Annotated in this window: 14 protein-coding genes; 5 read left to right on the top strand and 9 right to left on the bottom strand. The window is 73.0% G+C overall.

Annotated features, from left to right (window positions below; genetic code table 11):
- Positions 1-10: 10 nt before the first annotated feature.
- From ABH920_RS24940 to ABH920_RS24970, 7 genes are all read right to left on the bottom strand, one after another.
- A complete protein-coding gene (locus ABH920_RS24940) occupies positions 11-5,497 on the bottom strand; it encodes an SDR family NAD(P)-dependent oxidoreductase (RefSeq protein ID WP_370351534.1) in 5,487 nt (1,828 codons plus the stop codon).
- Positions 5,481-7,889 carry a lantibiotic dehydratase gene (locus tag ABH920_RS24945; protein ID WP_370351535.1) on the bottom strand — a complete coding sequence of 803 codons (2,409 nt, stop codon included), beginning with the start codon at positions 7,887-7,889 and terminating at the stop codon, positions 5,481-5,483. Before ABH920_RS24945 ends, ABH920_RS24940 begins: the two co-directional genes overlap by 17 nt.
- Positions 7,886-8,647, bottom strand: coding sequence for a thioesterase II family protein (locus tag ABH920_RS24950; RefSeq protein WP_370351536.1), 762 nt, complete (start codon positions 8,645-8,647; stop codon positions 7,886-7,888). The genes ABH920_RS24945 and ABH920_RS24950 overlap by 4 nt, the downstream gene beginning before the upstream one ends.
- Complete coding sequence (locus ABH920_RS24955; RefSeq protein ID WP_370351537.1) at positions 8,644-10,386, bottom strand: beta-ketoacyl synthase N-terminal-like domain-containing protein; 1,743 nt, start codon at positions 10,384-10,386, stop codon at positions 8,644-8,646. Before ABH920_RS24955 ends, ABH920_RS24950 begins: the two co-directional genes overlap by 4 nt.
- Positions 10,383-12,569: an amino acid adenylation domain-containing protein gene (locus ABH920_RS24960; RefSeq protein ID WP_370351538.1), complete on the bottom strand. Its 2,187-nt coding sequence runs from the start codon at positions 12,567-12,569 to the stop codon at positions 10,383-10,385. Before ABH920_RS24960 ends, ABH920_RS24955 begins: the two co-directional genes overlap by 4 nt.
- Positions 12,566-13,954, bottom strand: coding sequence for a DUF6002 family protein (locus tag ABH920_RS24965; RefSeq protein ID WP_370351539.1), 1,389 nt, complete (start codon positions 13,952-13,954; stop codon positions 12,566-12,568). The genes ABH920_RS24960 and ABH920_RS24965 overlap by 4 nt, the downstream gene beginning before the upstream one ends.
- A gap of 111 nt (positions 13,955-14,065) precedes the next feature.
- Positions 14,066-14,926 carry a potassium transporter TrkA gene (locus ABH920_RS24970; protein ID WP_370351540.1) on the bottom strand — a complete coding sequence of 287 codons (861 nt, stop codon included), beginning with the start codon at positions 14,924-14,926 and terminating at the stop codon, positions 14,066-14,068.
- 446 nt (positions 14,927-15,372) lie between these two features.
- On the opposite strand from ABH920_RS24970, the gene ABH920_RS24975 reads away from it, so the two are divergent.
- Genes ABH920_RS24975 through ABH920_RS24990 form a run of 4 tightly spaced genes read left to right on the top strand, consistent with a single transcriptional unit; the run spans position 15,373 to position 21,049 of the window.
- The gene (locus ABH920_RS24975) at positions 15,373-19,086 is read left to right on the top strand and encodes a condensation domain-containing protein (RefSeq protein WP_370351541.1); all 3,714 of its coding nucleotides are present in this window, start codon (positions 15,373-15,375) and stop codon (positions 19,084-19,086) included.
- On the top strand, positions 19,086-19,679 hold the full coding sequence (locus ABH920_RS24980) for a thiamine pyrophosphate-binding protein (RefSeq protein ID WP_370351542.1): 594 nt from the start codon (positions 19,086-19,088) through the stop codon (positions 19,677-19,679). Before ABH920_RS24975 ends, ABH920_RS24980 begins: the two co-directional genes overlap by 1 nt.
- Positions 19,676-20,242: a thiamine pyrophosphate-dependent enzyme gene (locus ABH920_RS24985; protein ID WP_370351543.1), complete on the top strand. Its 567-nt coding sequence runs from the start codon at positions 19,676-19,678 to the stop codon at positions 20,240-20,242. The genes ABH920_RS24980 and ABH920_RS24985 overlap by 4 nt, the downstream gene beginning before the upstream one ends.
- A 30-nt stretch (positions 20,243-20,272) precedes the next feature.
- A complete protein-coding gene (locus ABH920_RS24990; protein ID WP_370351544.1) occupies positions 20,273-21,049 on the top strand; it encodes a peptidylprolyl isomerase in 777 nt (258 codons plus the stop codon).
- A 170-nt stretch (positions 21,050-21,219) separates the two neighbouring features.
- Here ABH920_RS24990 and ABH920_RS24995 read toward each other — a convergent pair whose 3' ends face one another.
- Positions 21,220-22,257: a hypothetical protein gene (locus ABH920_RS24995; protein ID WP_370351545.1), complete on the bottom strand. Its 1,038-nt coding sequence runs from the start codon at positions 22,255-22,257 to the stop codon at positions 21,220-21,222.
- Positions 22,258-22,407: 150 nt separating this feature from the next.
- Complete coding sequence (locus tag ABH920_RS25000) at positions 22,408-23,214, bottom strand: DUF1295 domain-containing protein (protein WP_370351546.1); 807 nt, start codon at positions 23,212-23,214, stop codon at positions 22,408-22,410.
- A gap of 60 nt (positions 23,215-23,274) precedes the next feature.
- Between ABH920_RS25000 and ABH920_RS25005 the strand changes: the two genes are divergently transcribed.
- Entirely contained in the window at positions 23,275-23,778 is a 504-nt protein-coding gene (locus tag ABH920_RS25005) for an emopamil-binding family protein (protein WP_370351547.1), read from the top strand.
- Positions 23,779-23,793 lie beyond the last annotated feature (15 nt).

The following is a 23,793-nucleotide window of genomic DNA, read 5'->3' on the forward strand; positions in this document are numbered from 1 at the left end:
GGCTCAGGCCTCAGGCGCGCGGGATGCGCGGGATGGTGGTCGGTGCCGGTCCGTCGTCCGTCCGCATCTGCTCCACCCGGGCGGCGAGCCCGGCGACGGTCGGGGTCTCGAACAGGCTGCGCATCGGCAGCCGGACGCCGACGGCCTTGCGCATCCGGGTGACCAGCTGGACCGCGATCAGGGAGTTGCCGCCGAGTTCGAAGAAGTCGTCTTCGACCCCGACCCGGGGCACGCCCAGGACCTCCATCCAGCTCTCGGCCAGCGCCCGCTCCACTTCGGTACGCGGGGCCACGTAACCGGCCCCGTCCAGGGCGCGCGCCTCGCCGTCCGAGCCGTCGGCCGAGGTCGAGCCCGAGCCCTGGACACCGTCGGCCATGGTCTCGGGCCGTTCCTGCTGGACCCGCGCGATGATCTCCGCGACCGGCCGCGGATGGATGACGACCTGCGCCCCGAGATCGGTGGCCAGGACGCGGGCGAACGCCTCCGCGCCGTCGGCGGGCGCGATGCCGCCGCCGGTGCCAGGACCCTGCTCCACCACCCGGGCCTCCGGTCCGGCGCCGGCCAGGTCGGCGGCGACCGCGCCGGGGTCGACGCGGCGCAGCACGAAGTCGCCGATCGCGGCCAGTTCCCGGCCGGACTCGTCGAACAGCGTCACGTCGCAGGCCAGCACCTCGGTGCCGGCGTCGCCGCGGTAGGTCATGTGCGCGTGGAACCGGGCCGGCAGCGGGGCCCGCACGAGCAGGCTGCCGTAGCCCAGCGGCAGGTAGGAGCCCTCGCCGCGGGAGGAGCCGAACGAGGTCGCGACGTCGAGCAGCGCCGGGTGCAGGTCCCACCGGGACAGGTCGCCGAGGGCGGCCTCCGGCGCCGCGATCAGCGCCAGTTCCTCGCCGTCGCCGACGTGGTGCCCGGCCAGTGACTCCCACCGCGGGCCGAACGTCAGGATGCTGGTCCGCCCGGACTCGGTCTCGGCGACCGCCGCGTCGACCTTCGTGAACCGCTCGGCCATCGCCTGCGGGTCGTGGCGGGGCGCCGGGCCCGGGTCGATCCAGCCGTAGGCGCCCCGGACGTGCACCCGGGTGCGGCCGCCGGCGACGCTGACTGTGCGGAACGTGCCGTCCGACCACTGCACGCGGTACTCCGCGAGGGTGCCGTCGGGAACGGCGAAGGGCTCGACGAAGGCCACGTCGCGCAGCTCCAGCACGCGCTCGGCGGGGCGCTCCGGGTCCCCGCCGATGGCGGCCCGGGCGCACTCCAGGTGGCCGGTGCCGGGCAGGACCGGGACGCCGTCGATCCGGTGCTCGGCCAGGACCCAGTGCCTCGCGGCCGACACCAGGCCGCGGGCCCAGCCCGCGCCGCGTTCGGTCAGCACCGGGTGGTCCATCGCGACGCCCTGGCCCGGGAGCCGGACGGCGGCGGTCGCGGTCGCCGCCGCGCCCGGCTGCGGTGTCTCCACCGCCATGCCGACCTCCAGCCAGCCGCCCCAGTTCAGGGAGACGACCTTGGCCTTCCAGCCGTGCTCGCTGCGCGCGTAGGCGTCCAGGAAGGCGTTGGCCGCGCAGTAGTCGACCTGCCCGAAGCCGCCGGCCACCGAGGTCACCGAGGAACACAGGGCCACGGTGTCCAGGTCGAGGTCGCCGAAGGCCTGGAACAGCGCGAGCGTGCCGGAGATCTTGGGTTCGAGCACGGCCAGCGCGGTCTCCCGCTCCTTGATCTCCAGCATGCCGCCGCCGGCCACGCCGGCCGCGTGCACGATGCCGTCCAGCCCGCCGAAGCGCTCGACGATCCGCTCCCGGACCCGGCGCAGGTCCGCCGGATCCGCGACGTCGCCGGCCAGCACCAGGACCTCGCCGCCGAGCGCTTCCATGCGGCGGACGGCCGTGATGGTGCGGCCGGTCCGGTCGGCGGTCCCGTAGACGGCGAGGTGGTCGTCCCAGGCGGTCCGATCGGGCAGCGGGGAGCGGGCCAGCAGCACGACCCGCGCCCGGGTCCGATTGACCAGGTCCTCGGCCAGGGTGATGCCGATGCCTCCGGTGCCGCCGGTGATCAGCCAGCGCGGGCCTTCGGCTGTCTCAGTCTCCTGATTTTGTGGGGCGTCCGGCACCTCGACCTGTTCGTAGTCGATGGCCCAGCGCCTTCCACCGCGCAGGGCGACGGTCTCCGCACCTGCGGGCCGCCGTAGTTCGGCGACCAGTTCACCAGCCGAACCCGCCGGATCCGCGTCGATCCGCCGCACCGTGCGCTCAGGCATCTCCAGCGGCAGCACTCGCGTGATGCCGGCCAGCGTCGCGTGCTCCGGCCGCGTCAGATCGCCGCCGAGCACGTCCTCGGCCCCGGCCGACACCACGTCCAGGTGCACACCCGCGCTCTGCTCGTCCGCGACCAGCGCCTGCACCAGCGTCAGGACACTGAGGAAGCCGTGCTCCTGGGCCAGCGCCGCGGCGGCCAGGTCGGACCCGGCGGCCTCGCCGTCCAGGGCCCACGCGTGCACGATCCGCCCCGGCAGCCCGCCGGCCACCAGGGCCCGGTAGTCCTCTGGTTCCGAGGTGCGCAGCGTGACCACCGCGCCGTCGCGGTCGAACACCGTGCCCGGCCGGACCTCGGTCACCGCCACGCCCCGCCGCCGCAGTTCGGCGGCCAGCTCCGCACCGCGCGGCCCGGCCACGAACGCCAGAGCGCTGTCGAAGTCCTCGACCCGGGGGTCGGGCGGCAGCTGGCGCCGGGTCGGCACCGCGAACCACCGGCTGACCGGTGCCGTTCCGCCCCGCTGGGGGCGGCTCGGGCCGGTGTGCGCGCCGGCGGCCTCGGGCACCGGATCGACCCAGTGCCGCACCCGCTGGTACGGATACGTCGGCAGCGGGATCCGGCGGCCGACCTCCGGCAGCTCGACCGGGACGCCCGCGGTCCACAGCGCGCCGGTGGTGCGCTCGAAGTCCACGAGCTCGGTCTCCGGCTTGCCCGGCAGGCTCGCCAGCGGCGGCGAGGTCCGGTCGGTCTGCATCCGGGCCAGGCCGGCGAGCTGACGGCCCGGACCGCACTCCAGGAGCGTCCAAGTGCCCTCGGACAGCAGCCGGGCCACGCAGTCGCCGAACCGCACCGTCCCGCGCAGGTGCCCGGCCCAGTACCCGGGGTCCTGCGCCTGCTCGGCGGTGATCCAGTCCCCGGTCACGTTGGACAGGAACGGAGTCTGCGGCGCCCGGCGCGGGACCGATTCCACGAGCGCGGCGAACTGCTCGACGACCGGGTCCATCATCGCCGAGTGGAACGCGTGCGAGGTCCGCAGCATCCGGGTCTGGACCTTGGCCGGGCCGGCGGCCAGCCGCGCGGCGAACGCCTCGACCGCCTCGGTCTGCCCGGCCACCACGCACGCGCGCGGCCCGTTCACCGCCGCCAGCGACAGCTCCGGCGGGAGCAGATCGCGCAGCTCGGCCTCGTCCAGGGACACCGCGAGCATCGCGCCGGGCGCCACCGACTGCATCAGCGCGCCGCGTCCGGCCACCAGCCGCAGCGCGTCCGGCAGCTCGAAGACCCCGGACAAGGTGGCCGCGACGTATTCGCCGATGGAGTGGCCGATCATCGCGGCCGGCCGGACGCCGCGGCTGCGCCACAGCTCGGCCAGCGCGTACTCGATCACGAACAGCGCCGGCTGGGTGACGCGGGTCTCGCGCAGCGCGTCCTGCGCCGCCGCCAGCGCCTCGCCCTCGGCGCACATCAGGTCCCGGACATCCACGTCCAGGTGCGGCCGCAGCAGTTCGCAGCACTCGTCGACAGCGGCGGCGAACACCGGCTCGCTGCGGTACAGCCGCGCGCCGGCCCCGGCGGACTGCGAGCCCTGGCCGGAGAACATGAACGCGACCGACGGCGCGGTGCCCTCGGCGCGCGCGGTGAGCAGCCGGGACTGGTCCCGCAGCGCGGCGACCGCGTCCGCGGCGTCGGCGGCGACGACCGCGGCCCGCTGCGGATGCCGGGTCCGGCCGACCCGCAGCGTGTGGACCACGTCGTCCAGGTCGAGCTCGGGGTTCGCGGCCAGATGGTCGGCGAGCCGGGTGGCCGCCGCGGCCAGGGCCGGCGCGGTGCGGGCCGACAGGGTCAGCAGCCGGGGCGGCCGGTCCGCCGCGCGCTCGGTGGTCGCGGTGTTTCCGGCGGTCCCGGCGGCTGGCGCCTCCTGCAGGATCAGGTGCGCGTTGGTGCCGCCGATCCCGAACGAACTGACGCCGGCCCGCCGCGGCCCGCCGTCCCCGTCCCTGTCCCATACAGTCAGGTTCGACACCACATGGAACGGGGTGTCGTCGAAGTCGATCGCCGGATTCGGTGTCTGGAAGTTGACCGTCGGCGGGATCAGCCGGTGCTGCAGCGCCAGCGTGGCCTTGATGACCCCGACCACGCCCGCGGCCTGGCTCAGGTGGCCGATGTTCGACTTGACCGAGCCCAGTCCGCACCAGCCGCGCTCGGCGCTGCCGTGCCCGTAGGCTGCGGTCAGCGCCGCCACCTCGATCGGGTCGCCGAGCGCGGTGCCGGTGCCGTGCGCCTCGACGTAGCCGATGCTCCGCGGGTCGACCCCGGACACCGCGACCGCCTGGGCCACCGCCTCGGTCTGGCCCTCGACGCTCGGCGCGGAGAAGCCCACCTTCGCCGACCCGTCGTTGTTCACCGCCTCGCCGCGGATCACGGACCTGATGTAGTCGCCGTCGGCGAGCGCCTGGTCCAGCCGCTTGAGCAGGACCACCCCTGCGCCGCTGCCCCACAGCGTGCCGGCGGCCCGGGCCTCGAACGGCCGGCAGTGGCCGTCGGGCGAGGTGTAGCCCTCGACCGCCTGGTAGCCGGTGATGTACGGCAGCTCCACGCACACCCCGCCGGCCAGCGCCATGTCGCACTCGCCGTTGCGCAGCGCCTCGGCCGCCAGGTGGATCGCGACCATCGACGTCGAGCAGGCGGTGTGCACCGTCATGCTCGGACCGCGCAGGTTCAGCTTGTAGGAGACCGACGTCGCCACGTAGTCCGGCTGGTTCGACGTCGCGATCGACAGCCCGCCGGCGATCGCCGACCACAGCTGCGGGTCGGCCTTCAGGTTCAGCCACATGTAGGCGTCCGCGCCGGTCCCGGCGTAGACGCCGATGGTCCCGGGGTAGCGGGCCGGGTCATAGCCGCCGTCCTCGAGCGCGCTGTGCGCCGTCTCCAGGAACATCCGGTGCTGCGGGTCGGCGATGTCGGCCTCGCGCGGCGACATGCCGAACAGGTCGTGGTCGAAGTCCATCATGTGGTCGGAAATCGGGGCGGCCGGGACGTAGCCGGGTTCGTCGATCTCGTCCGGATCGAGGCCGGCGGCCAACAGCTCCTCGCGGGAGAAGAAGGTGATGGACTCGACGCCGTCGACGAGGTTCTGCCAGAACGTGTCGATGTTGTCCGCGCCGGGGACCCGGGCGGCCATCCCCACGATCGCGATCGGTTCGACGCCTTCCGAGAAGTCGTCGAGGGGTTCGGCATCAACGGTGGCCGGCATCGCGGTCCTCCGATCGCTGGGCGCCAGAGGGCGGCGCTGGTTCTGGGTCGGTGATGTGCAAACGCAGTTCACTGAAATAGCGGCGGCCGGCCCGGTCCGGGACCCACGCCTGGTCCGTGCCCGGCAGCATCTCGCTGACCGTGACGGACACCTCCGGGCCCGCGACCTCCTGCGCGCGGCGGATCGTCTGGCAGAGCATGGAGACGAGGGTGGGACTGGTCAGATCGACGTAGAAGGGCTTCACCTCGGTGCCGACCTTGACGAAGGCCCGGTCCGGCAGCGCCAGAGCAGCGCGCCAGGCGCGCGCGGCCAGGTACTGGTCGGTTTCCCCGGACGCCTCGGCCAGACCGGTCCGGCCGACCGTGGTCCGCCAGGTCCGCCGGGCCACCACGAGCCGGTCCACGGTGATCCGCGGGGTGTTGCCGGCCGCCGTGGTCTTGAAGCCGTCCACCGCGTGCGTCGCCAACAAGGTGGAGAAGATCTCCAGCAGCGGCCACGTGCGGCCGTCCGGAGCGCTCGCGAGGAGTTCGCCGCCGACGTCGGCCACGGTGACCGAGGTGACCGGCAGCAGGTGCTCCCGGTCGGCGCCGGGCGCGGCGGCGATGCCGAGCCGGCGGTCGGTCGGGCCGTCCAGGCTGTCCATGAGCCGCGAGGTGGTCCGCGGCCAGTCGGTCGGGTAGAGCAGCCGGACCCGGTGCTCGCCGAGATCCGCGGCGAGCGCGGCGGCCAGGTCCTCGGGCCGGGGATGGCACACCGTGAGCGCGGAGCAGTCGAACGTGGCCCAGGCCACGTGCAGCTCGCCGAGCACGACCAGGTAGTCGCCGTGGTTGAGGGCTTCCAGGCTCGGCGCGCAGATCTGCAGATCCGGACTGTGCAGCCGGCCGGCGGACCAGCCCGGGTTCTCGGCCGGGAACAGTTCCACGGCGCGCGCGGTCACCTCGGTGGCGGACAGGGTGATGTCGGCCTGGTCCTTTGCGACTTCGGCCGGACCGGATTCGCCAGGGCTCGAATCATCGAGCCCGAACAGTGCCGACCAGCGCCGGGCGAAGTCGGCGGCGACGGCGTCCACCGGCCGCGGCCCGCTGCCGTACCAGAGCCCCTGCGCCAGGAACCACAGGTCGGCCAGGTTCACCGGCTTGCCCGGCTCGGCCTCGGCCAGGTCGTCGAACAGTGCGCGCAACGCCTCCGAGTGCGTCCGCGCCAACTCCGCGCTGAGCCAGCGCGCCGCCAGCAGCAGCGGTTCCAGCGGCGCCGCGACGTCGTCGAGCAGCCGCCGGCCCACCACCACGTCGAGGTCGCGGACGGTGTCCTCGACGCACAGCGTCCGGCCGGCGTAGGTCTGGCCCGCGCTCCGGGTGGCGTCCCGGCCGGTCAGGGCGACGAACTCGGCGGCCAGGAACTCCAGCGCCGAGCGCACCGCCTCGGCCTCCCCGGCCGCCGCGGCGACCTTGTCCCGGGCGTCCTGAAGCCGCTGGAAGCCGGCCAGCGCCCGGGCGCGCGCCGCGTCGTCGGCGATCGCGGCGATCCGGCCGGCCAGGACGGTCTCGCAGCCGGGGCCGATCGGCAGGTCGGCGTCCCAGGTCAGGACGCCGCGCTCGACGAGTCGGCCGAGCATCGCCGAACCGTCCTCGGCACGTCGCAGAACACTGTCTTCGACCAGGCTCGCGACGACGGTCGCGGCCGGCGCGCCGGTGCACCGCCGGACCAGCTCGGCCTCGGCGGGCAGGAGCGCCAGCGGCGGCTGCGCCGGACGCAGCACGGTGTCCCCGTCCAGGGTGAAGTGCGACAGCAGTGCCGGAGGCAGGAACGCGCGGATCTCCGGATCCGCGACGAGGGTCTGCGCGTAGGCGTCCAGGGCCCAGTGCTCGAAGAAGATCTTCCGGTCCCGCACCAGGGCCGGGCCGGCGTCGGCGCGCACCACGGCGGCCTCGTCCGCGTCGATCGACCCCCAGCACACCGGTCCGAAGAAGCCGATGGTCTCGTTCTTCGCGCAGTACCGCTGCCAGTACCGGGCGATGGCCCGCTCCCGCCTTCGCAGGATCCTGCGTTTCGTCGGGCGGCCGGAGGCCAGGCTGTCCAGGCAGGCCTGCATCGAGCTGTTCTGCCAGGCCAGGGCCTCGCGGAAGAGCGGATCGGCGACGATCCCGGCGATCTGCGCCGACTCGGCCGCGGCGGCCGCCGCCAGCTCCCGGTCGAGGCCGGCGCGCAGCGCGGCGTCGGAGGCGGGGCCGGCCAGCAGGGCGTCGGCGGCTGCGGCGGCGGGCGCCGCGCCGAACCGGTCCAGGCCGTCGGCCGGGAACCCGGTGGTCCGCAGCAGCACCTCGCGCCACACCGACCATCCGGTGTCGCCGAGCGGGACGCGGTGGGCGCCAGTGTTCTGTGCGCCAGTCATCGGCGGCCTCCCGCGTGGGTCAGGGCTCGCAGATCGGAGCGGATCACCGAGGCGATCCGGGGGATCTGGTCGTGGAGGAAGAAGTGCCCGCCGGCCAGCGGATGCAGGGCGAACCCGGCGGTGGTGTGGCGGGCCCAGCCGGCCATCGCGTCCGGGGTGGCTGCCCGATCGGTCTGTCCGGCGAAGGCGGTGATCCGGACCGGAAGCGGGGACTCGGCCCGGTACACGTAGTCGTCCAGCCACCCGAAGTCGGCGCGCAGGGTCGGCAGGAGCAGGTCCAACAGCTCCGGCTCGGCCAGCACTCCTTCCGGAACGCCGCCGCCCTGGACGACCCGCTCCAGCAGTTCCGCGTCGTCCAGTTGCGAGAGTTTGTCGAAGGGCCCGTCGGCGCGCACATCCGGCGGCCGGCACCCGGAGACGTAGACCGCTGCGGGCAACGGAGCGCCGGTCCGGCGGAACTCGCGCACCACCTCGAAGGCCAGCCGGCCGCCGAGGGAGTGCCCGAACAGTGCGAACGGCCGGTCCACCCGGTCCGCGATCGCTGCCGCGACCTCGGCGGCGTCGAACTCAGGCGGCTCGGCGATCCGGGTCTCCCGGCCCGGAAGCTGCACCGGCAGGACCCTGATGTCCGGAATGAACGACGCCGGCCAGCGCCGGAACACCGAGGCGCCGCCGCCCGCGTAGGGGAGGCAGAACAGGTCGGCGGACTGGCCGGCGTCGTGGGCGGTGGCTTCGGAGAACCACATCGGCGCGGTCATGCGTTCGCTCCGGGCCGGTCGGCGGTCGCGCCGATTTCCTCAGGCAGGTCGATCCAGTGCCGGACCCGCTGGAAGGGGTAGCCGGGCAACGGAATGCGGCGACCCGAGACCGCGCCGCGCCAGTCAACGTCGGTGCCGAGCATCCACTGCCGGGCCAGCTCCGCCACCGTTCCCGGCTCGGGATCCGGGTCCGACTCCGGGTCGAGCGCCGCGATGGCCTCGGCGACACCGCCACAGACCACTGCGAACCGGTGTCGCAATGCTCTGCGTCCCATGGCCAGGGTGAAGGAGACGTCGGCGAGATCGAGGTCGGGATGGTCGGTCAGGTAGGTGCGCAGCCGCTTGATCTGCTCGGCCAGGGCCTGCGGCGACGCCGCCGACAACGGCAGCGGCCAGGGTCCGGGCCGTTGTTCGGCCGCCGGGCGCACCGGCGGCTGTTCGACGATCACGTGCGCGTTGGAGCCGCCGAGCCCGGCCGCGCAGACGGAGGCCAGTCGCGGATTCGGTGAATCGGCCGGCCACGCGATCGTCTCGGTGGGCACGAAGAAGGGGCTGTCCTCCAGGCCGGCTTCCGGGTTCGGCTTGTCGAAGTGCAGACTCGCCGGGATCATCCCTTCCCGGACGGCCAGCACCGCCTTGATCAGACCGGCCACGCCGGAGGCCGCGTCGAGGTGCCCGATGTTGGTCTTCACCGAGCCCAGCGCGCAGGCCGCCGTTGTCCGCGCGCCGGCCGCCCGCCAGGCTCGCGTCAGGGCCTGGACCTCGATCGTGTCGCCCCAGACCGTCCCGCCGCCGTTGCCCTCGACCAGGCCGATCTCGTCCGCCTCGACCTCGGCCACGGCCATCGCCTCCGCGGCCGCGTCGGTCTGGCCGGACAGGCCGGGCGCGGCGAACCCGGCGCGCTGGGCGCCGTCGTTGGACAGGGCCCAGCCGCGCAGGACCGCGTGCACGTGGTCGCCGTCGGCCTCGGCGTCGGCCAGCCGTTTCAGGACCACCACGCCGACGCCGCTGCCGTAGCCGGCTCCGGTGCCCGAGGCGTCGTAGGCGCGGCAACGCCCGTCGCGCGCGACCAACCCGCCAGCGGTGTGCCGGTACCTCGGCCAGGTCACGCTCACCCCGCCGGCCAGGGCCAGGTCGCACCGGAAGTCGCCCAGGCTCTGCGCCGCCAGGCACACCGCGGTCAGCGATCCGGAGCACGCCGACTGCACGGCCAGGGCCGGTCCGGTCAGCCCGAGCCGGTACGCGGTCTGCGCCGGGAGATAGTCAGCGGCCTGACGCTCCAGCAGCCGGCCCTCCCAGTCGTCCCGGCCGACCCGGGACACCGCCGGGTTCCCGAACAGGTGGAACTGGAAGTACCGGTTCACCGACGCCGAGCCGAACACGCCGACCGGGCCCGGGTAGGTGGCCGGGTCGTATCCGGCGTCCTCCAGCGCGGTCCAGCTCGCCTCCAGGAACAGCCGGTGCTGCGGGTCGGTGAGCGCCGCCTCGCCGGGGCCGAAGCCGAAGAACTCGGCGTCGAAGTCCTCCACGCCCGGCAGCCGGCCGCCGGCCGGCACGTGTGCGGGGTCGTCCAGCAGGCCCGGGCCGATACCCAGGTCCAGCAGCTCCTCGCGGGTGTAGTCGTGTATCGAGTCGACGCCGGCGACCAGGTTCTGCCAGAACGTCGAGACGTCCGGCGCCCCGGGGAACCGGCAGGCCAGCCCGATCACCGCGATCTCCTCACCGGTCACGGCGCTCATCCCGCCGCCTCGGTGCGCCGGGCGTCGGCCGACCGGGCCCGGGCGGTGCGCCGCTGCGCGAGGCGGTCGGCGATGCGGGCGACGCCGTCGGTGTCGGGGGCCTCGCCAGCGTCCAGATGCGCGGCCAGCGTGCCCACGGACGGGTACTCGAACAGGCTGATCGTGGGGACGGACAGACCGTGGTCGCGGTCCAGCCGCTGCCGGACCCGGGCCAGGTGCAGCGAGTTGCCGCCGAGGTCGAAGAAGTTGTCGGTGGTCCCGACCCGGTCCAGGCCGAGGACGGCGCACCACACCTGCGCGACGGCCCGCTCGGTGGGAGTCGTCGGGGCCGGACCGGTGCCGGGGTGCGTCGGCAGGGGGAGTGCGGCCACGTCCACCTTGCCGGTCGAGGTGAGGGGGAACGCTTCGAGGACCACGAAGCGTGCGGGCACCAGGTACCCGGGCACCCGCTCGGCGAGTTCGGTCCGCAGCGTGGTTGGTTCCAGGTCGGTCCCTGCGCGGGTCGCCTGCACGTAGCCGATGATCTCCACCGCCCCGGCCGCGTCGGTCCGGGACACCGCGACCGCCCGGACCACGCCGGTCAGCGCGGCCAGGTGTGCTTCGACCTCGCCGAGCTCGACGCGATTGCCGCGCACCTTCACCTGGCGGTCGCCGCGTCCGGCGTAGACGATGCGGCCGTCCGGCAGCCGCCGGGCCAGGTCGCCGGTGCGGTAGAGGCGCATGCCGTCGCGGTAGCTGGTGTCGTGGTCGTTGGTGTCGCCGTCGCCGTTCTCGTGGGTGAACTTCTCGGCGGTCAGCTCCGGCTCCTGCCAGTAGCCGAGTGCGAGATACCGGCTGCGGATCACGATCTGCCCGGCTTCGGCGGGCCGGTCCTGCTCGTCCAGCAGCAATATCTCGTAGCCGGGCAGGCTCCTGCCGATCGGCACCACTTCGTGGTGGACCGCTTCAGCGGCGGGGACGCCGGGTGGCACGTGGTTCTGGACCGCGAAGCTGGCCTCCGTCGCGCCGTAGCCGTTGACCAGAACGCAGTCCTGGGCGAAGGAGCGGCGCACCGCGGCCAGATCCAGCGCGGTCACGGCTTCGCCGCCGAGGACCACCGCACGCACCGAGGGCAGACACCGGCCCGCGCCGAGCTCCGCCGTCAGATAGCGGAAGACGGTCGGCGTGGAGTGGTAGACGCTCACCTCGTGCTCGGCGATCGCGGATGCCAGCTTTGCGAGCCCGTGCCGGTGGACGCCGACCGGGACCACCGCGGCGCCGGACAGGATCGCCGAGTACAGGTCGGTGACGGCCATGTCGAAGCCGAACGACGTCAGGAGGCTGACACGATCCGAGGGGGCGATGCGGAGGTTGGTGATGTGGTTGCGCACGCCGTGCAGGACGTTGCGGTGGTTCTGCACCACGCCCTTCGGCCGCCCGGTCGAACCGGACGTGAACAGCACGTAGGCCGGATCGCGCGGGTCGGCGTCCACTGGCTGGTAGGGCGCGGGCCGGGCCTGCTCGGTCAATACCACTGGCGGCGCGAGCTCCGCGGCCTTGGCCGCGTTGGCCTGGTCGGCGACGACCAGCGAGATGTCGCAGCGCGCGACCATGTACGCCAGGCGGTCGGCGGGGAACTCCGGGTCCAGCGGCACGTAGCAGCGGCCCGCGCCGAGCGTGCCCAGCACCGCGGCGATCATCGCCGGGCCGTGCTCGATCAGCAGACCGACCCGGTCGCCGGGGCCGCCGTGCCCTGCGATGAGCGCGGCGATCCCGCCGGCCTCGGCCGCCAGGTCCGCGTAGCTGAGCCGGCGGTCGTCGCCGAGGACCGCAGGACGGTCCGGGCCGAGCGCGACTTGGCGGGCGAAGCGCTGCGCGATGGTCTCGTCGGAGGCTTCGAAGGGCACGAAGTCCGGCGATGCGCGGTGGGCGCTCGCCGGGTCCGGAGCCTGATTCAGAGCTGTATCGGGAGCCTGATCGGCAACCGGGCCGCTGACCGGCACGGCAACCGAGCCTGCCGTTCGGGCACTGTTGCGCGGCCTCGGAATCGCCTCGCCGAGCGTGCCCCGGGCCGGGCGGTCGCCTGCTTCGGGGCCGGACCGGCCGACGGTCTCGCCGTCCGCCTCGCCGGCCAGCACCGCGTCCGGCAGGTCCAACCGCAGGTCCGCCTCATCCTCGACTGGTCCCCGCAGTTCGGATGTCATCGGCTGCCCAGCAGCGCCGCCGCGATGTCGCCGGCGTCGCGCACCTCGGTCACCGCGTCGGCGGCCAGCGGCTCGAAGTCGGCGGTGGTGTAGCTGCCGGAGCCGTGCACCACCACGTCGCGGCCCGGGTCGACCAGGGAGCGGTCGATGGCGTTCAGCACTCCGGTGAGTGCCATGGTCAGCGACCATTCGCGCAGCGTGCGCGGGTCGGCGGGCAGCGGCCGTCCGGTCGGGGCCAGCCACTCGCGCACGAACGGGTACCGCTCCAGGCACTCGTGCAGCGAGACCACGATCCCGTCGCCGCCGTGCCCCTTGATGATGGCGTTCATCGCCGGCGAGGTCGCGGGGGCGTGGGTGTAGAACGTCGGGTCCAGGACCTCGTCCGGGTCGAACGTGGTCTGCGGGAACCGGGGGTCGCTGTCCTGCCGGTACAGGCCGCCGTCCATGGAGTAGGCGGGCAGACTCGACCGGTCGAAGTCCCCGTGGCGCAGGTTCAGGACCATGTCCGGCGTCCCCAGGTGCTGGACCAGCAGGCTGGCCGGGCGCAGCGCCGGGTCGAACCGGCCCGCCGACTCCAGCACGTCCAGGCCCTTGTGGTAGCCGAGCAGGCCGAAGGCGCTGGAGACGGCGTGCGCGTGCAGCCGCTGCGGGCCGTCGGCGCGGATCGGGTCGACGGTCTGCTCGAAGAACGCGCGCGCGGTGTCGGCGACCAGATAGTTGGCCAACTCCAGGGAGAACCACAGCCGGCAGCCCTGCTCGGTCAGCACCCGGTCGGCGTTGCGGTCGGCGAACTCGCGCCCGATCGCCTTGACCCCTTCGGGCTCGGCCCCCGGATACACCAGCACCGGGTTGAGCGCGCGCAGCGCGGGATCGGTCGAGAGCCGGCTGCCGCGCAGTTTGGGCAGGCAGCCGCGGGGCGCGACGGTGGTGACGCGCAGCTGCTCGGGCTCGGCCAGGCCGGCGTCGAGCGCGCGCAGCACCGCGTCGCGCAGCGCCGTGCCCTTGTTCGCCGAGGTCGGCGAGAAGATCATCACCGACTCGCCGGTGCGGCGGATGTACTCCACGGCCCGGGCGACGATCAGCAGGGAGGCGAAGGTCTTGGTGGTCTGGGTGCCCGGGTTCCCGGTCAGGTCCAGCAGCGTCACGCGGTGGTCCTGGTAGTGGCCCAGCTCCTGCCAGCGCGCGGTCGCCGCGCCGAAGAACGCGCGGACGTCGTCGCCGGCCTCCGGCAGGTGGAAGCCGGGGCTGAACGGCCCGCTGCCCACCCGCGGCTCCGGGTCGTCGGTGCAGGCGGCTATCGCCGACGGCAGCAGGTCGGGGTAGTCCAGCAGCAAGTTGGCATGCTGGGAGCGGTTCGGTGAACCGGCCCGTGGGGTGGCAACCATCAGGGCTCCTCAAAGTGCGGATTCGATCGTGTCGTTTCGCGCGTGATGTGAACTGCCGTGAGTGAACTGCTCAGAACTGCTGTTGTTCGCCTGGCACTGGTGCGGATCTCGTCACGTGCGCAGGCGGGCCCGCAGCTCGGCCAGCTGCTCGCAGGCGGTGTCGAGTCGGTCGACTCCGAAACCGTCGGCGAGCTCCGGCGCGAGCGGCCGCAGGGCGGCCGATGCAGCGGGGGAGAAACTTAGGTGCTTTCCATCAAGGACGGCGCCGTCCAACACCGACGCCCGTTGGTTGGCGGCGATCGCGGCCTCGCGGTCCAGGCCCGGGGGCAGGCGCAGGCGCACGTCGCCGTCCCGGACCAGGACCGGATAGCCGCCGGGCAGCCCGGCCGGCCCCGGCAGGTGCGTCGCGCGTTCGGTGCCGGTCAGCAGGTCGGTGATCAGTGTCGCGGCCCCGAGCCCGGTGACCTGGTTGAGCTCGCGGCGCTCCACACGGCGGCCGGCGGCGAGCAGCGTGCCGACGTCCGGCAGCGCGGTCCCGCCCTGCCAGGCCAGCGCTTCGTCGGCCGGGTCGTGCGGCGCGTGCAGGTGGTAGTGGTGGGCCAGGAGCCTCAGCTCGGTCTGGTCCCGGGCCCCGGTGGCGGCCTGCAGGAACGCCGCGAGGATCGCGACGTTGCCGATGCCGCAGAGTACCGGGACGTCCAGTGCTGATATCAGAGGATTGACGATGTCGGGCAGGCAGGCGTTCACGAACCACGGAGCCCGGCCGCCCCGGCCGCGCGCGCCCAGCCGGTCGGCGGCCCGGCCGACGGCCAGCGCGAACTGCGCCTGCAACGGCACGGTGACGCCGTAGCCGGCGTGCTGGACGAACTCGGTCCACGGCGACGGATCCGTGCTCCGCTCCCAGGGCGACTGCCGGGACGCGCACAGGAAGACGCCGTTCGGACGCAGCTCCCGGAAAGTGTCGTAGAGCACTGACTCCGTGAACCCCGGCACCGGTACCGGCCGGAAAACCGCAGGTGAACCCGCGAGCGCGGCCCGAGCGGCCGCAATATCGCAGATGTCTGCGATCGCGGCGCCGTCGCGTGCCACGACGCGTACTTCGAATGGTGCCCCGTTCGCGGTCGCCAAGGCGTTCGCCGTAGCTCTGGCCAAGGAACCGCTTCCGAGCACGACGACAAAACCCTCGTCACCCATGCCCCTGCCCCGTGTACTACCCCGTGTGCGAGGTGTCCGGATATGTCATGCGGACACCGCAAATCGCATTGGTGTTCGATCTCAGAAGACGAACGGCGCCGAGAATACTCGCGGGTCTGGGACCGGGCAAGCCCCCTTTCCCACCGGCTCCCGGCCTGATAGGAAGGGCGGAACGACAGCCGAGAGAGGACACGGGGTTGGCTGGTCCGTTGGGAACTGAAGCGATGACGCATGCCGTTTTCACCCAGGTGAAGCCACGATCGCCGGCCGGGGCGGAGTCCGCCACGGTGCCCGCGTTGGTGCTTGCCGCGGCGCTGCGCAGACCGGCCGCGGCCGCGGTGAGCCAGGGCGATCTACGGATTTCGTACCGCGAACTCGTCCGTACGGCGGCGGGTGTGGCGGCGGCGCTCGCCGCTGTCGGCGTCGGCCCGGAGGACCGGGTGGTCGTCTGCGCCGACCGCCGGCCGGCGACGGTCGCGGCGATGCTCGGGGTGATGCTGGCCGGTGCGGCGTACGCGCCGCTGGATCCCGCGCAGCCCGCGGACCGCCTGCTCAGGCTGTGCCGACGCGCTGCTCCGGCGGCCGTTCTGGTCGACTCGGCGGGTGCTCGGGCGCTGGACGGTGCGCCGGGACCGGGCGGCGGCGCCGGCGGGTTCGGCGATGTCGGTGGCATCGGTGGCATCGGTGACGGCGACGGCGACGGCGACGGCGACGGTATCGGTGGCATCGGTGGCGGCGGCGATGGCATCGGCGGGATCGGCAGCATCGGCGCCCGGAGGCTGGATCTGACCGGCATCCAGCCCTTGCCGGTCGCGCTCGAGGACATCGCGCCGGGGCCGGCCGGACCGGACCACGCCGCGTACGTCATCCACACGTCCGGATCCACCGGCGAGCCCAAGGGCGTCGTGGTCACCCAGCGCGCCGTGGCGGCGCTCGCCGCCGCGACCGTCGAGGGCTTCGGGCTCACCGAGCATGACCGGACCCTGGCTTACGCCTCGTTCGGGTTCGACGTCTCGGTGCTCGATCTGTGGGTCCCACTGGCGGTCGGCGCCTCGGTGCAGCTCGCCCCCGAACCGGACCGCACCGACCCCGCGCGCCTGCGGCGCTTCCTGATCGGCCACCGCGTCACCTTCGGGTCGCTGCCGCCGATGCTGTTGCCGCTGCTCGACCCGGCCGACTACCCGGAATTCAGGACCCTGATGACCGGCGACGAGGCGCCGCCGCCGGAGCAGCTGGGCCGCTGGAGCGCCGGCGGCCGCAGGTTCTTCAACTGCTACGGCCCCACCGAGACGACGGTCCAGGTCACGGCCTTCGAGGGGGCCGGCGAGCACCTGGGACCGCTGCCGATCGGCCGTGCGCTGGCCGGTCACCGGGTCCACGTCGTCGACGAGGCGCTGGACCCGGTCCCACCGGGTACGCCGGGAGAGCTGCTGATCGGCGGTCCGGGACTGGCGCGCGGTTACCTCGGCGCCGCCGGGGCCACGGCGGACCGGTTCGTCCCCGACCCGTTCGGGTCCCGGCCCGGCGCCCGGCTCTACCGGACCGGCGATCGGGTGGTTCAGGACCCTGACGGCACGCTGACGCATCTGGGCCGGATCGACCGGCAGATCAAGATCCGCGGCCAGCGGGTCGAGCCGGGCGAGGTGGAGACGGTGCTGCGGGCACATCCGGCGGTCGTTCAGGCCGCGGCCTTCGCCGTGCCGGCGGCCGGCGGGTACGAACTGCTCGCTGCCGTCGCGTCGGCTGACACGCTGTCGGCGGCCGATGTGCGCGCCTGGTGTGCCGACCGGCTGCCGACGGCGTTCGTGCCGTCGCGGGTGGTGGTGCTGGACCGGCTGCCGGCCACTGCTTCGGGCAAGGTGGACACCGCGCGGATCGCGGCGCTGGAACGGGCCGAGGCTGAATCGATCACCGCGACCACGACCGCGACCGCGACCGCGACCGAGCTGGACCTCGGCGCGCCGGACCTGCTCGACATCGTCCGCGACCTGTGGTGCCGCGCCCTCGACGTGCCCCGCGCCGCCCCCGACGACGACTTCTTCGACGCCGGCGGCCACTCGCTCACCGCCATGCGGCTGGTGGCGGCGATCCGCGAACGGCTCGGCCGGGAAGTGGCCGTCGAAGAGGTCTTCGACGCCCGGACCCCGGCGGGCCTCGCAGCCGTCGTGGCCGAAGCGCCGGACACCGCGATCGAGCAGATCAGCACCGGTCACGCGCCGGCTCTGTCGGCGGGGCAGCGCCGGGTCTGGTTCATCGACCAGTTCGCCCCGGACAGCGCCGCCTACAACATCACCATGTCCGAGCGGATCCTCGGTCCGCTCGACGTCTCCGCGCTCGGCCGCGCCCTGCGGGCCGTGACCGAGCGCCACGAGCCCCTGCGCTGGCGCTTCCCGGTAGTCCAGGGACAGCCTTCGGTGAGCGTCGATCCGCCAGCCGACGTGCGGCTGCCGGTGCAGGATCTGGCCGGACTGCCCGAGGCCGAGCAGCGCGCGCTTATCGACAGTGCCCTGACCGACGAGGCCCGGACCCGCTTCGACCTGGCGACCGGACCGCTGTGGCGGGCCCGGCTGCTGCGGGTCGCCGACGACGACCACTACCTGCTGATGACGGTGCATCACGCGGTCTTCGACGGCTGGTCCCAGGACCTGCTGTACCGGGATCTGGGCCGGATCTACGCCGGAGCCGAGCCGCCGGTGCTGCGTGCGAGCTTCGCCGACTACGTCGCCTGGCGCGAGCGCGGCCGGGGCGCCGCCGATCTCGCGTGGTGGCACGAGCACCTGGCCGGCGCGCCCTCCCACCTGGACCTGCCGCGCGACCGGCCGCGGCCGGCGGAGCAGACCTGGCGCGGCGCCCGGGCCTCGGCCCGGCTGCCGATCGGGGTGCACCGCGGGGTCCGCGCACTGTCGGCCCGCCTGGGCACCACCCCGGCGACCATCCTGCTGACCGCGTTCGCCGAGCTCATGTCCCGGGTGGCGGACCGCCGCGACCTGGTGCTCGGCACGCCGGTCTCGGACCGCCGGCACGCCGCCTTCGAGGACCTGATCGGCTTCTTCGTGGACATCGTCCCGCTCCGGATGCGCCTGGACGCCGAGGCGGACTTCGCCACGGCCGTCCGGGAGTGCCGCGGCGAACTCCAGGCGGCGCTGGCCCACCCGGGGGCCACCCTCGACGAGCTCGTCAGGGATCTGCGACTGCCCCGGGACCCGGCGCGCGGGCCGCTGATCCAGGTGCTGTTCAACGTCTTCAACTTCTCCCAGCCCCGGCTGGAGCTCGCCGGGACCCGCGGTGAACCGGTCGTGCCGTCGCTGCCGGGCTCGCTGTTCGACCTCACCGTCTACCTCGTCGACGAGGACGACGGCTGCACGGTGACCTTCGTCTACAACCCCGACCTCTTCGACGCCGACCGAATCAGCAAGCTGATCTCCGGATACCATCAGCTGCTCGCCGCCTTCACCGACGACCCGTACGCCGCGCTCGCCGCCGCGCCGCTGCCGGATGCGGACGCCCTCGCCGCGGGCCTGTCCGATCCGCCGAGGATCATCGGCTCCGAGCCCGCCGCCCGGCCCGACGCCCGGCCGCGCACCGGGGCCGAGCAGGTGCCGGCGACCGCGACCGAAGGCCTGGTCGCGACCGTCTGGCGCGAGGTGCTGGGCCGCCCGGACGTCGGGCTGACCGAGAACTTCTTCGAGGCCGGAGGGGATTCGCTGGCCATCGTCGCGGTGCAGTCCCGGCTCGGCGCCGTCCTCGACCGCGAGATCCGGGTCGTGGACCTCTTCCATCTCCCGACGATCAGGTCGTACGCGGCCTTCCTGGACAACGGTTCGGACACCGGGGCGCAGGACCGGGCCGCGGAACGGGCCCGGATGCGGCGCGACGCCGGGCGCGGACGGAACGCCGCCCGCCGCGGCGCGCGACTCACCGAGAAGAAAGACGACTGATGGCCGATCAGAGCACACCCACCCTGACCGCGGATCCAGTGGATCCCGCCGAGCCCGTGACCGACCTCGCAACCGACCTCGCGACCGGTCCGGCCACGGGACTCGCCGCCGATCTCGCGACCGCCCTCATCGACGCCGGCTACGGGCCGTACTTCGGCACCCCCTGCGGCGTCCTGGCCCCGCTGTACTCCGAACTGTCCCGCCGCGCGGGCCTGATCACGGTGCCCCGCGAGGACAACGCGGTCGGGCTGGCGGCCGGTGCGGAGCTGGCCGGCGTGCGTCCCGTGGTCCTCATGCAGAACTCGGGGCTCGGCCAGTCGGTGAACGCCCTGGCCTCGCTCGTCGTCCCGTACGGGATCCGGGTGCTGTTCGTCGTCAGCCTTCGAGGTCAGCATCCTGACATGACCCCCGAGAACGCCGCCATGGGCCGGCTCACGCAGCCGCTGCTCGATGTCCTCGGCCTGGAGTCCAGGACGTTCGAACCCTCGGTCCCGGTCCGCTCGCAGATCTCCGAGCTGGCGGAGCTGACCACGGCGAAGCACCGGTCCGCGGTCCTGACCGTGGCCCCCGACGCCTTCGGGTGGGCGGCATGAACAAGACCTCGGCGGTCGCGGCCGTCATCGAAGCCTTCCCCGAAGCGCCGATCGTCTTCACCACCGGCTACACCTGCCGCATCGCCCGGCACCTGCGCGACAGCCCGAACCACTTCTACATGGTGGGCTCGATGGGCCTGGCCCCGTCGATCGCCATCGGCATCGCCATGCAGACCGGCGAACCCGCGGTGGTGGTGGACGGCGACGGCAGCCTCATGATGAACCCCGTCGGCCTGCTCGTCGCCGGACCGATCCGGGACCTCCCGCTGCTGCACGTCCTGCTCGACGACGGTGTCTACGACTCCACCGGCGGCCAGCCGACCCCGTCCGCCGGCGTGGACTTCGGTGCGTGGGCCCGCGGCTCCGGCTTCGGCGAAACCCTCCGCGCCGACGACGAGGACGCCCTGCGCACGGCGCTCGCGCGGCACACGCACGTCAGCACCCCGACCTTCCTGCACTGCCGCGTGGCCGCCGACGCGGGCGCGCCGCCGCCACGGATCGACGCCGACCTCGCGGACCACGCGGACCGGCTGCGGCGCCATGTGGCGGGGATCGCAGGGTGAGCGCATGAAGCCGTGCAGTAGCCTGCCCGCGTGAAGACTCATCGACGCCACATGGCCGGGATCGGCGCGTTCGCCGCGGTGGCCGGACTCCTGCTGTCGGGCTGCGCCTCCTCCGGCACGGTCGGCTCCGCCGCCGGGTCCCCGACGTCCGTCGGGAGCCAGGCATCGGCTTCGGACACCGCTACGGACACGGCGTCGACCTCGGCTTCCGCCTCGGACACCGCCACCGCCTCCGCTCCGGACAGCGCCTCGACCTCGGCCCCCGCCGCGGCGGGCGGAGCCAAGAGCTGGCCCACCGAGCCGCCGATGACCATCGACAAGACCAAGGCGTACACGATGACCCTGCACACCAGCCAGGGCGACATCGTCATCGCCCTCAACGCCGCCAAGGCGCCGCACGCGGTGAACTCCTTCAATTTCCTGGCCGCCCAGAACTTCTACAACGGCAGCCGCTGCCACCGCCTGACGACCCAGGGCATCTACGTCCTCCAGTGCGGCGACCCGACCGGCACCGGCTCCGGCGGGCCGGGCTACCAGTTCCAGGACGAGAACCTGGCCGGCGCCACCTACCCGGCCGGCACCGCGGCGATGGCCAACGCCGGACCGGGCACCAACGGCAGCCAGTTCTTCCTCGTCTACAAGGACGCCGCGCTGCCCCCGAACTACACCCCCTTCGGCACCATCACCTCCGGTCTGGACGTCGTGACGAAGGTCGCCGCCGGCGGCGAGGACGACGCCAACGGGGCCGGGGACGGGCGCCCGAAGATCGATGTGGTGCTGAACAGCGTGACGGTCGCCGCGCACTGACCGGTCGTCGCGCACTGGCCGGCCAGCCGGGTGCCGGCTGACGCGCTGCTGGCCGACCGGCCGTGGGCCGACTGGCCGCTGATCGGCCGACTGGTGACCGACTGGCCGCTGACCGGTCGGCTGACTGCGTGGCCGGTCGGCCGGGTGGTGGATCCCGGCCTGCCCGGCGCTCATCCCACGGCCTCCACCCAGGCGGCCGTGGCCTGGATCGCGGTCGCGTGCTGCCACGGCTTTCCGGCCGGTCCGGAGATCACGTCGCGCGGCTCGGTGCGGCGGAACCTGCCCAGATTCTTCAGATTGCCCAGATTCTCCAGATCACTGAGATGCGATGCCGTGTGCTGGGCGAACTCCAGCGCGGTGAAGTACTTCCGCAGGAGCGTCGGCTGGTCGAGCGTGATCTCGCTCAGCGTCACGTTCCGGTTCTGCGGGATGTCGCGCGTCAGCAGCCCGACCAGGTCGTCCATCTTGCGCCGCGCGGAGGCGTCGTCGTCGGCGTCGCGGAACATCAGGACACTGTGTCGCCCATCCGGCCCGGCCTCGGTGAAGTGCGTCTTCGCAAGCTTCAGCAGACTCGTGGACCAGCTCGGTGACGCCAGCAGGATGATGTTCGCGTTCCTCGATCGGAGCGCGGTCTCCAGCGCCGCCTGCTCCAAGGCCGGGGTGAAGTCCGCGGCCAGGTCGCTCGCCAGGGTGGCGATGTCGACTCGATGGTCCCGGCTGACCAGCCCCAGCCGGAGGAACATGTCCAACAGGATCGCGACGTCCCGGCCGACGTGCAGGAACGGGTACTGCCGGTCCGGCCTGCCAGGTTCCCACCGCGCCACCGAGACGCCGGCCTCCCGACCCAGCTCGGCCAGTCGCCCGCCCGAGGTCAGCAGCAGCGTCCGGTGGTGTCGATCCGCCAGGGCACGGAAGACCCGCACCGCCTCCTCCGTGTGGCCGTCGTCGGAGGTGACGATGAACAGCGTCCCCTCATCGTCCGCCACGGAGCGCGGGACCAGATGCGGGGCGTCGAAGTCGTTGAAGAAGTGCACTTCCACCTCGGCACCCGAGGTGTTGAGGAACATCCCGATCACATCGGCGGCGGTGGCGGTGGCGGAGCAGTCCGTCCCGGAGAAGACGACGCGACGGAACCGGCCGCTCTCGATACGTGTTCTCAGCTCAGGGGTGACTTCGGCGATGGAGCACTCGTCGAGACGTGCAGACATAAAAGGATCTTCCCCTCCGGGGCGGCGACCGCCGTATCGGACTCCTCGATGGATTTGCCGTCCGCGACGATTCTCCAAGGGCACAGCGGCCAAGTCCCGTTATCGGAACGAATCTGTACACCCTCGCTGAGCCCCGGCTGCGCGGGCTTCCTACGCTGCCCCGCGCCGAGGCCACCACGGCACCACCGCCGACGTCCGCCGCTGGTACTCCGCGTACTCCGGGTACCGCGAGAGGCTGATGCTCTCGGTGAAGCGGGTCGAGCCGATGAACAGCGCGGTCAGCAGGATCGCGCCGACGACCGTCACCGGCACCGCGCGGGCCGCCGCCACGCCGAATCCCGCGATCACCCACCACTGCGCCTGCTCGAAGAAGAAGTTGGGGTGTCGCGAGGAGCCGAACAGGCCGGTCGTGACGAAGCGTGCCGAGGGCTCGCGGCCGGCGTCCAGGTCGGCGCGCTTCGCCTGCTGGAACCGCCACTGCTGCTGGTCCGCCACCGTCTCGCCGACCAGGAACGCGGCGAACAGCACGGTCAGGACGCCGTCCGCGACGGTGAACGACGTGCGGTGGTGCAGGGCGGTGTCGGCGGGGAGCGTGATCAGCAGCAGGATCGCGTTCTGGTACAGCGTGATGAAGAAGATGTTGAAGAGCTGGAACTGCCACGGCGCCATCCGGCCCCGCAGCACCGCCCACCGATAGTCCTCGCCGCCGCGCGCGTAGCCACCCTTGCGCGCGAAGTTGAAGGTGAGCCGCACGCCCCACAGCGCGACCAGGGCGAACATGACGTTCAGGCGCGCGTCGTGGAAGCCTGCCGCGCCGGCGAAGATCCCGGTGTAGGCCAGCGGGACCACCGACCAGATGCGATCGACCCACGAGTACTCCCTCGTGAGAACCGACATCAGCCAAGTCGCGAAGCAAACTCCCGCGTATACGTACAAGCAGATCCTGATCGCGTCCATGGGCTGACTGTAAGGTCCCGGAGCCTGGAAGGGCAGTACCATCCCGCCTTACGATCAGGTATGGCCGACGCGGTGAACCTCCCCCTTCGGGAGCGCAAGATCGACGTCTTCTTCGCGGTCGTGTTCTCGGCGTTCGTGGTGACGTCCTGCATCAGCGACCTGCTGCCCACCGTCGGTGTCGACTTCTCGCACCCCGGCGGCAACTTCTTCGTCCGCTCCAACTACTGGTACGCCCACGACGCCGACCCGCTGTTCATGCACCCGCCGGACTGGATGCGCATCGTGACCGGGCTCTCAGCCTTCGTCTACATGCCCTTCTACATCGTCCTCGTACTGGCCCTGACGACCGGCCGGAACTGGATCCAGCTGCCGTCGGTGATCTACGCCACGATGATCGTCACCCTGACCGGCATCGTCGTGTTCGGCGTGGAGTTCTTCGGCGAGTCCGCGACGCGGACCGGGAACCCGGGCAAGTTCCTGGCCTTCAACCTGCCCTACGTCCTCGTCCCGCTGCTGCTTCTGGTGCGGATGCGCAAGCCGCTGCCGTTCGCTCGGAGGTTCTGATCTCTGCCCGGCCTC

The organism is Catenulispora sp. EB89 (genome assembly GCF_041261445.1).
Lineage (GTDB): Bacteria > Actinomycetota > Actinomycetes > Streptomycetales > Catenulisporaceae > Catenulispora.

Excerpts from the sequence above, each read along its gene's own strand:
- ABH920_RS24995 (WP_370351545.1), bottom strand. The coding sequence starts at position 22,257 with ATGTCTGCACGTCTCGACGAGTGCTCCATCGCCGAAGTCACCCCTGAG.
- ABH920_RS24980 (WP_370351542.1), top strand. The coding sequence starts at position 19,086 with ATGGCCGATCAGAGCACACCCACCCTGACCGCGGATCCAGTGGATCCC.
- ABH920_RS24985 (WP_370351543.1), top strand. The coding sequence starts at position 19,676 with ATGAACAAGACCTCGGCGGTCGCGGCCGTCATCGAAGCCTTCCCCGAA.
- ABH920_RS24945 (WP_370351535.1), bottom strand. The coding sequence starts at position 7,889 with ATGACTGGCGCACAGAACACTGGCGCCCACCGCGTCCCGCTCGGCGAC.
- ABH920_RS24940 (WP_370351534.1), bottom strand. The coding sequence starts at position 5,497 with ATGCCGGCCACCGTTGATGCCGAACCCCTCGACGACTTCTCGGAAGGC.
- ABH920_RS24965 (WP_370351539.1), bottom strand. The coding sequence starts at position 13,954 with ATGGTTGCCACCCCACGGGCCGGTTCACCGAACCGCTCCCAGCATGCC.
- ABH920_RS24975 (WP_370351541.1), top strand. The coding sequence starts at position 15,373 with ATGACGCATGCCGTTTTCACCCAGGTGAAGCCACGATCGCCGGCCGGG.
- ABH920_RS25005 (WP_370351547.1), top strand. The coding sequence starts at position 23,275 with ATGGCCGACGCGGTGAACCTCCCCCTTCGGGAGCGCAAGATCGACGTC.
- ABH920_RS24950 (WP_370351536.1), bottom strand. The coding sequence starts at position 8,647 with ATGACCGCGCCGATGTGGTTCTCCGAAGCCACCGCCCACGACGCCGGC.
- ABH920_RS25000 (WP_370351546.1), bottom strand. The coding sequence starts at position 23,214 with ATGGACGCGATCAGGATCTGCTTGTACGTATACGCGGGAGTTTGCTTC.
- ABH920_RS24960 (WP_370351538.1), bottom strand. The coding sequence starts at position 12,569 with ATGACATCCGAACTGCGGGGACCAGTCGAGGATGAGGCGGACCTGCGG.
- ABH920_RS24955 (WP_370351537.1), bottom strand. The coding sequence starts at position 10,386 with ATGAGCGCCGTGACCGGTGAGGAGATCGCGGTGATCGGGCTGGCCTGC.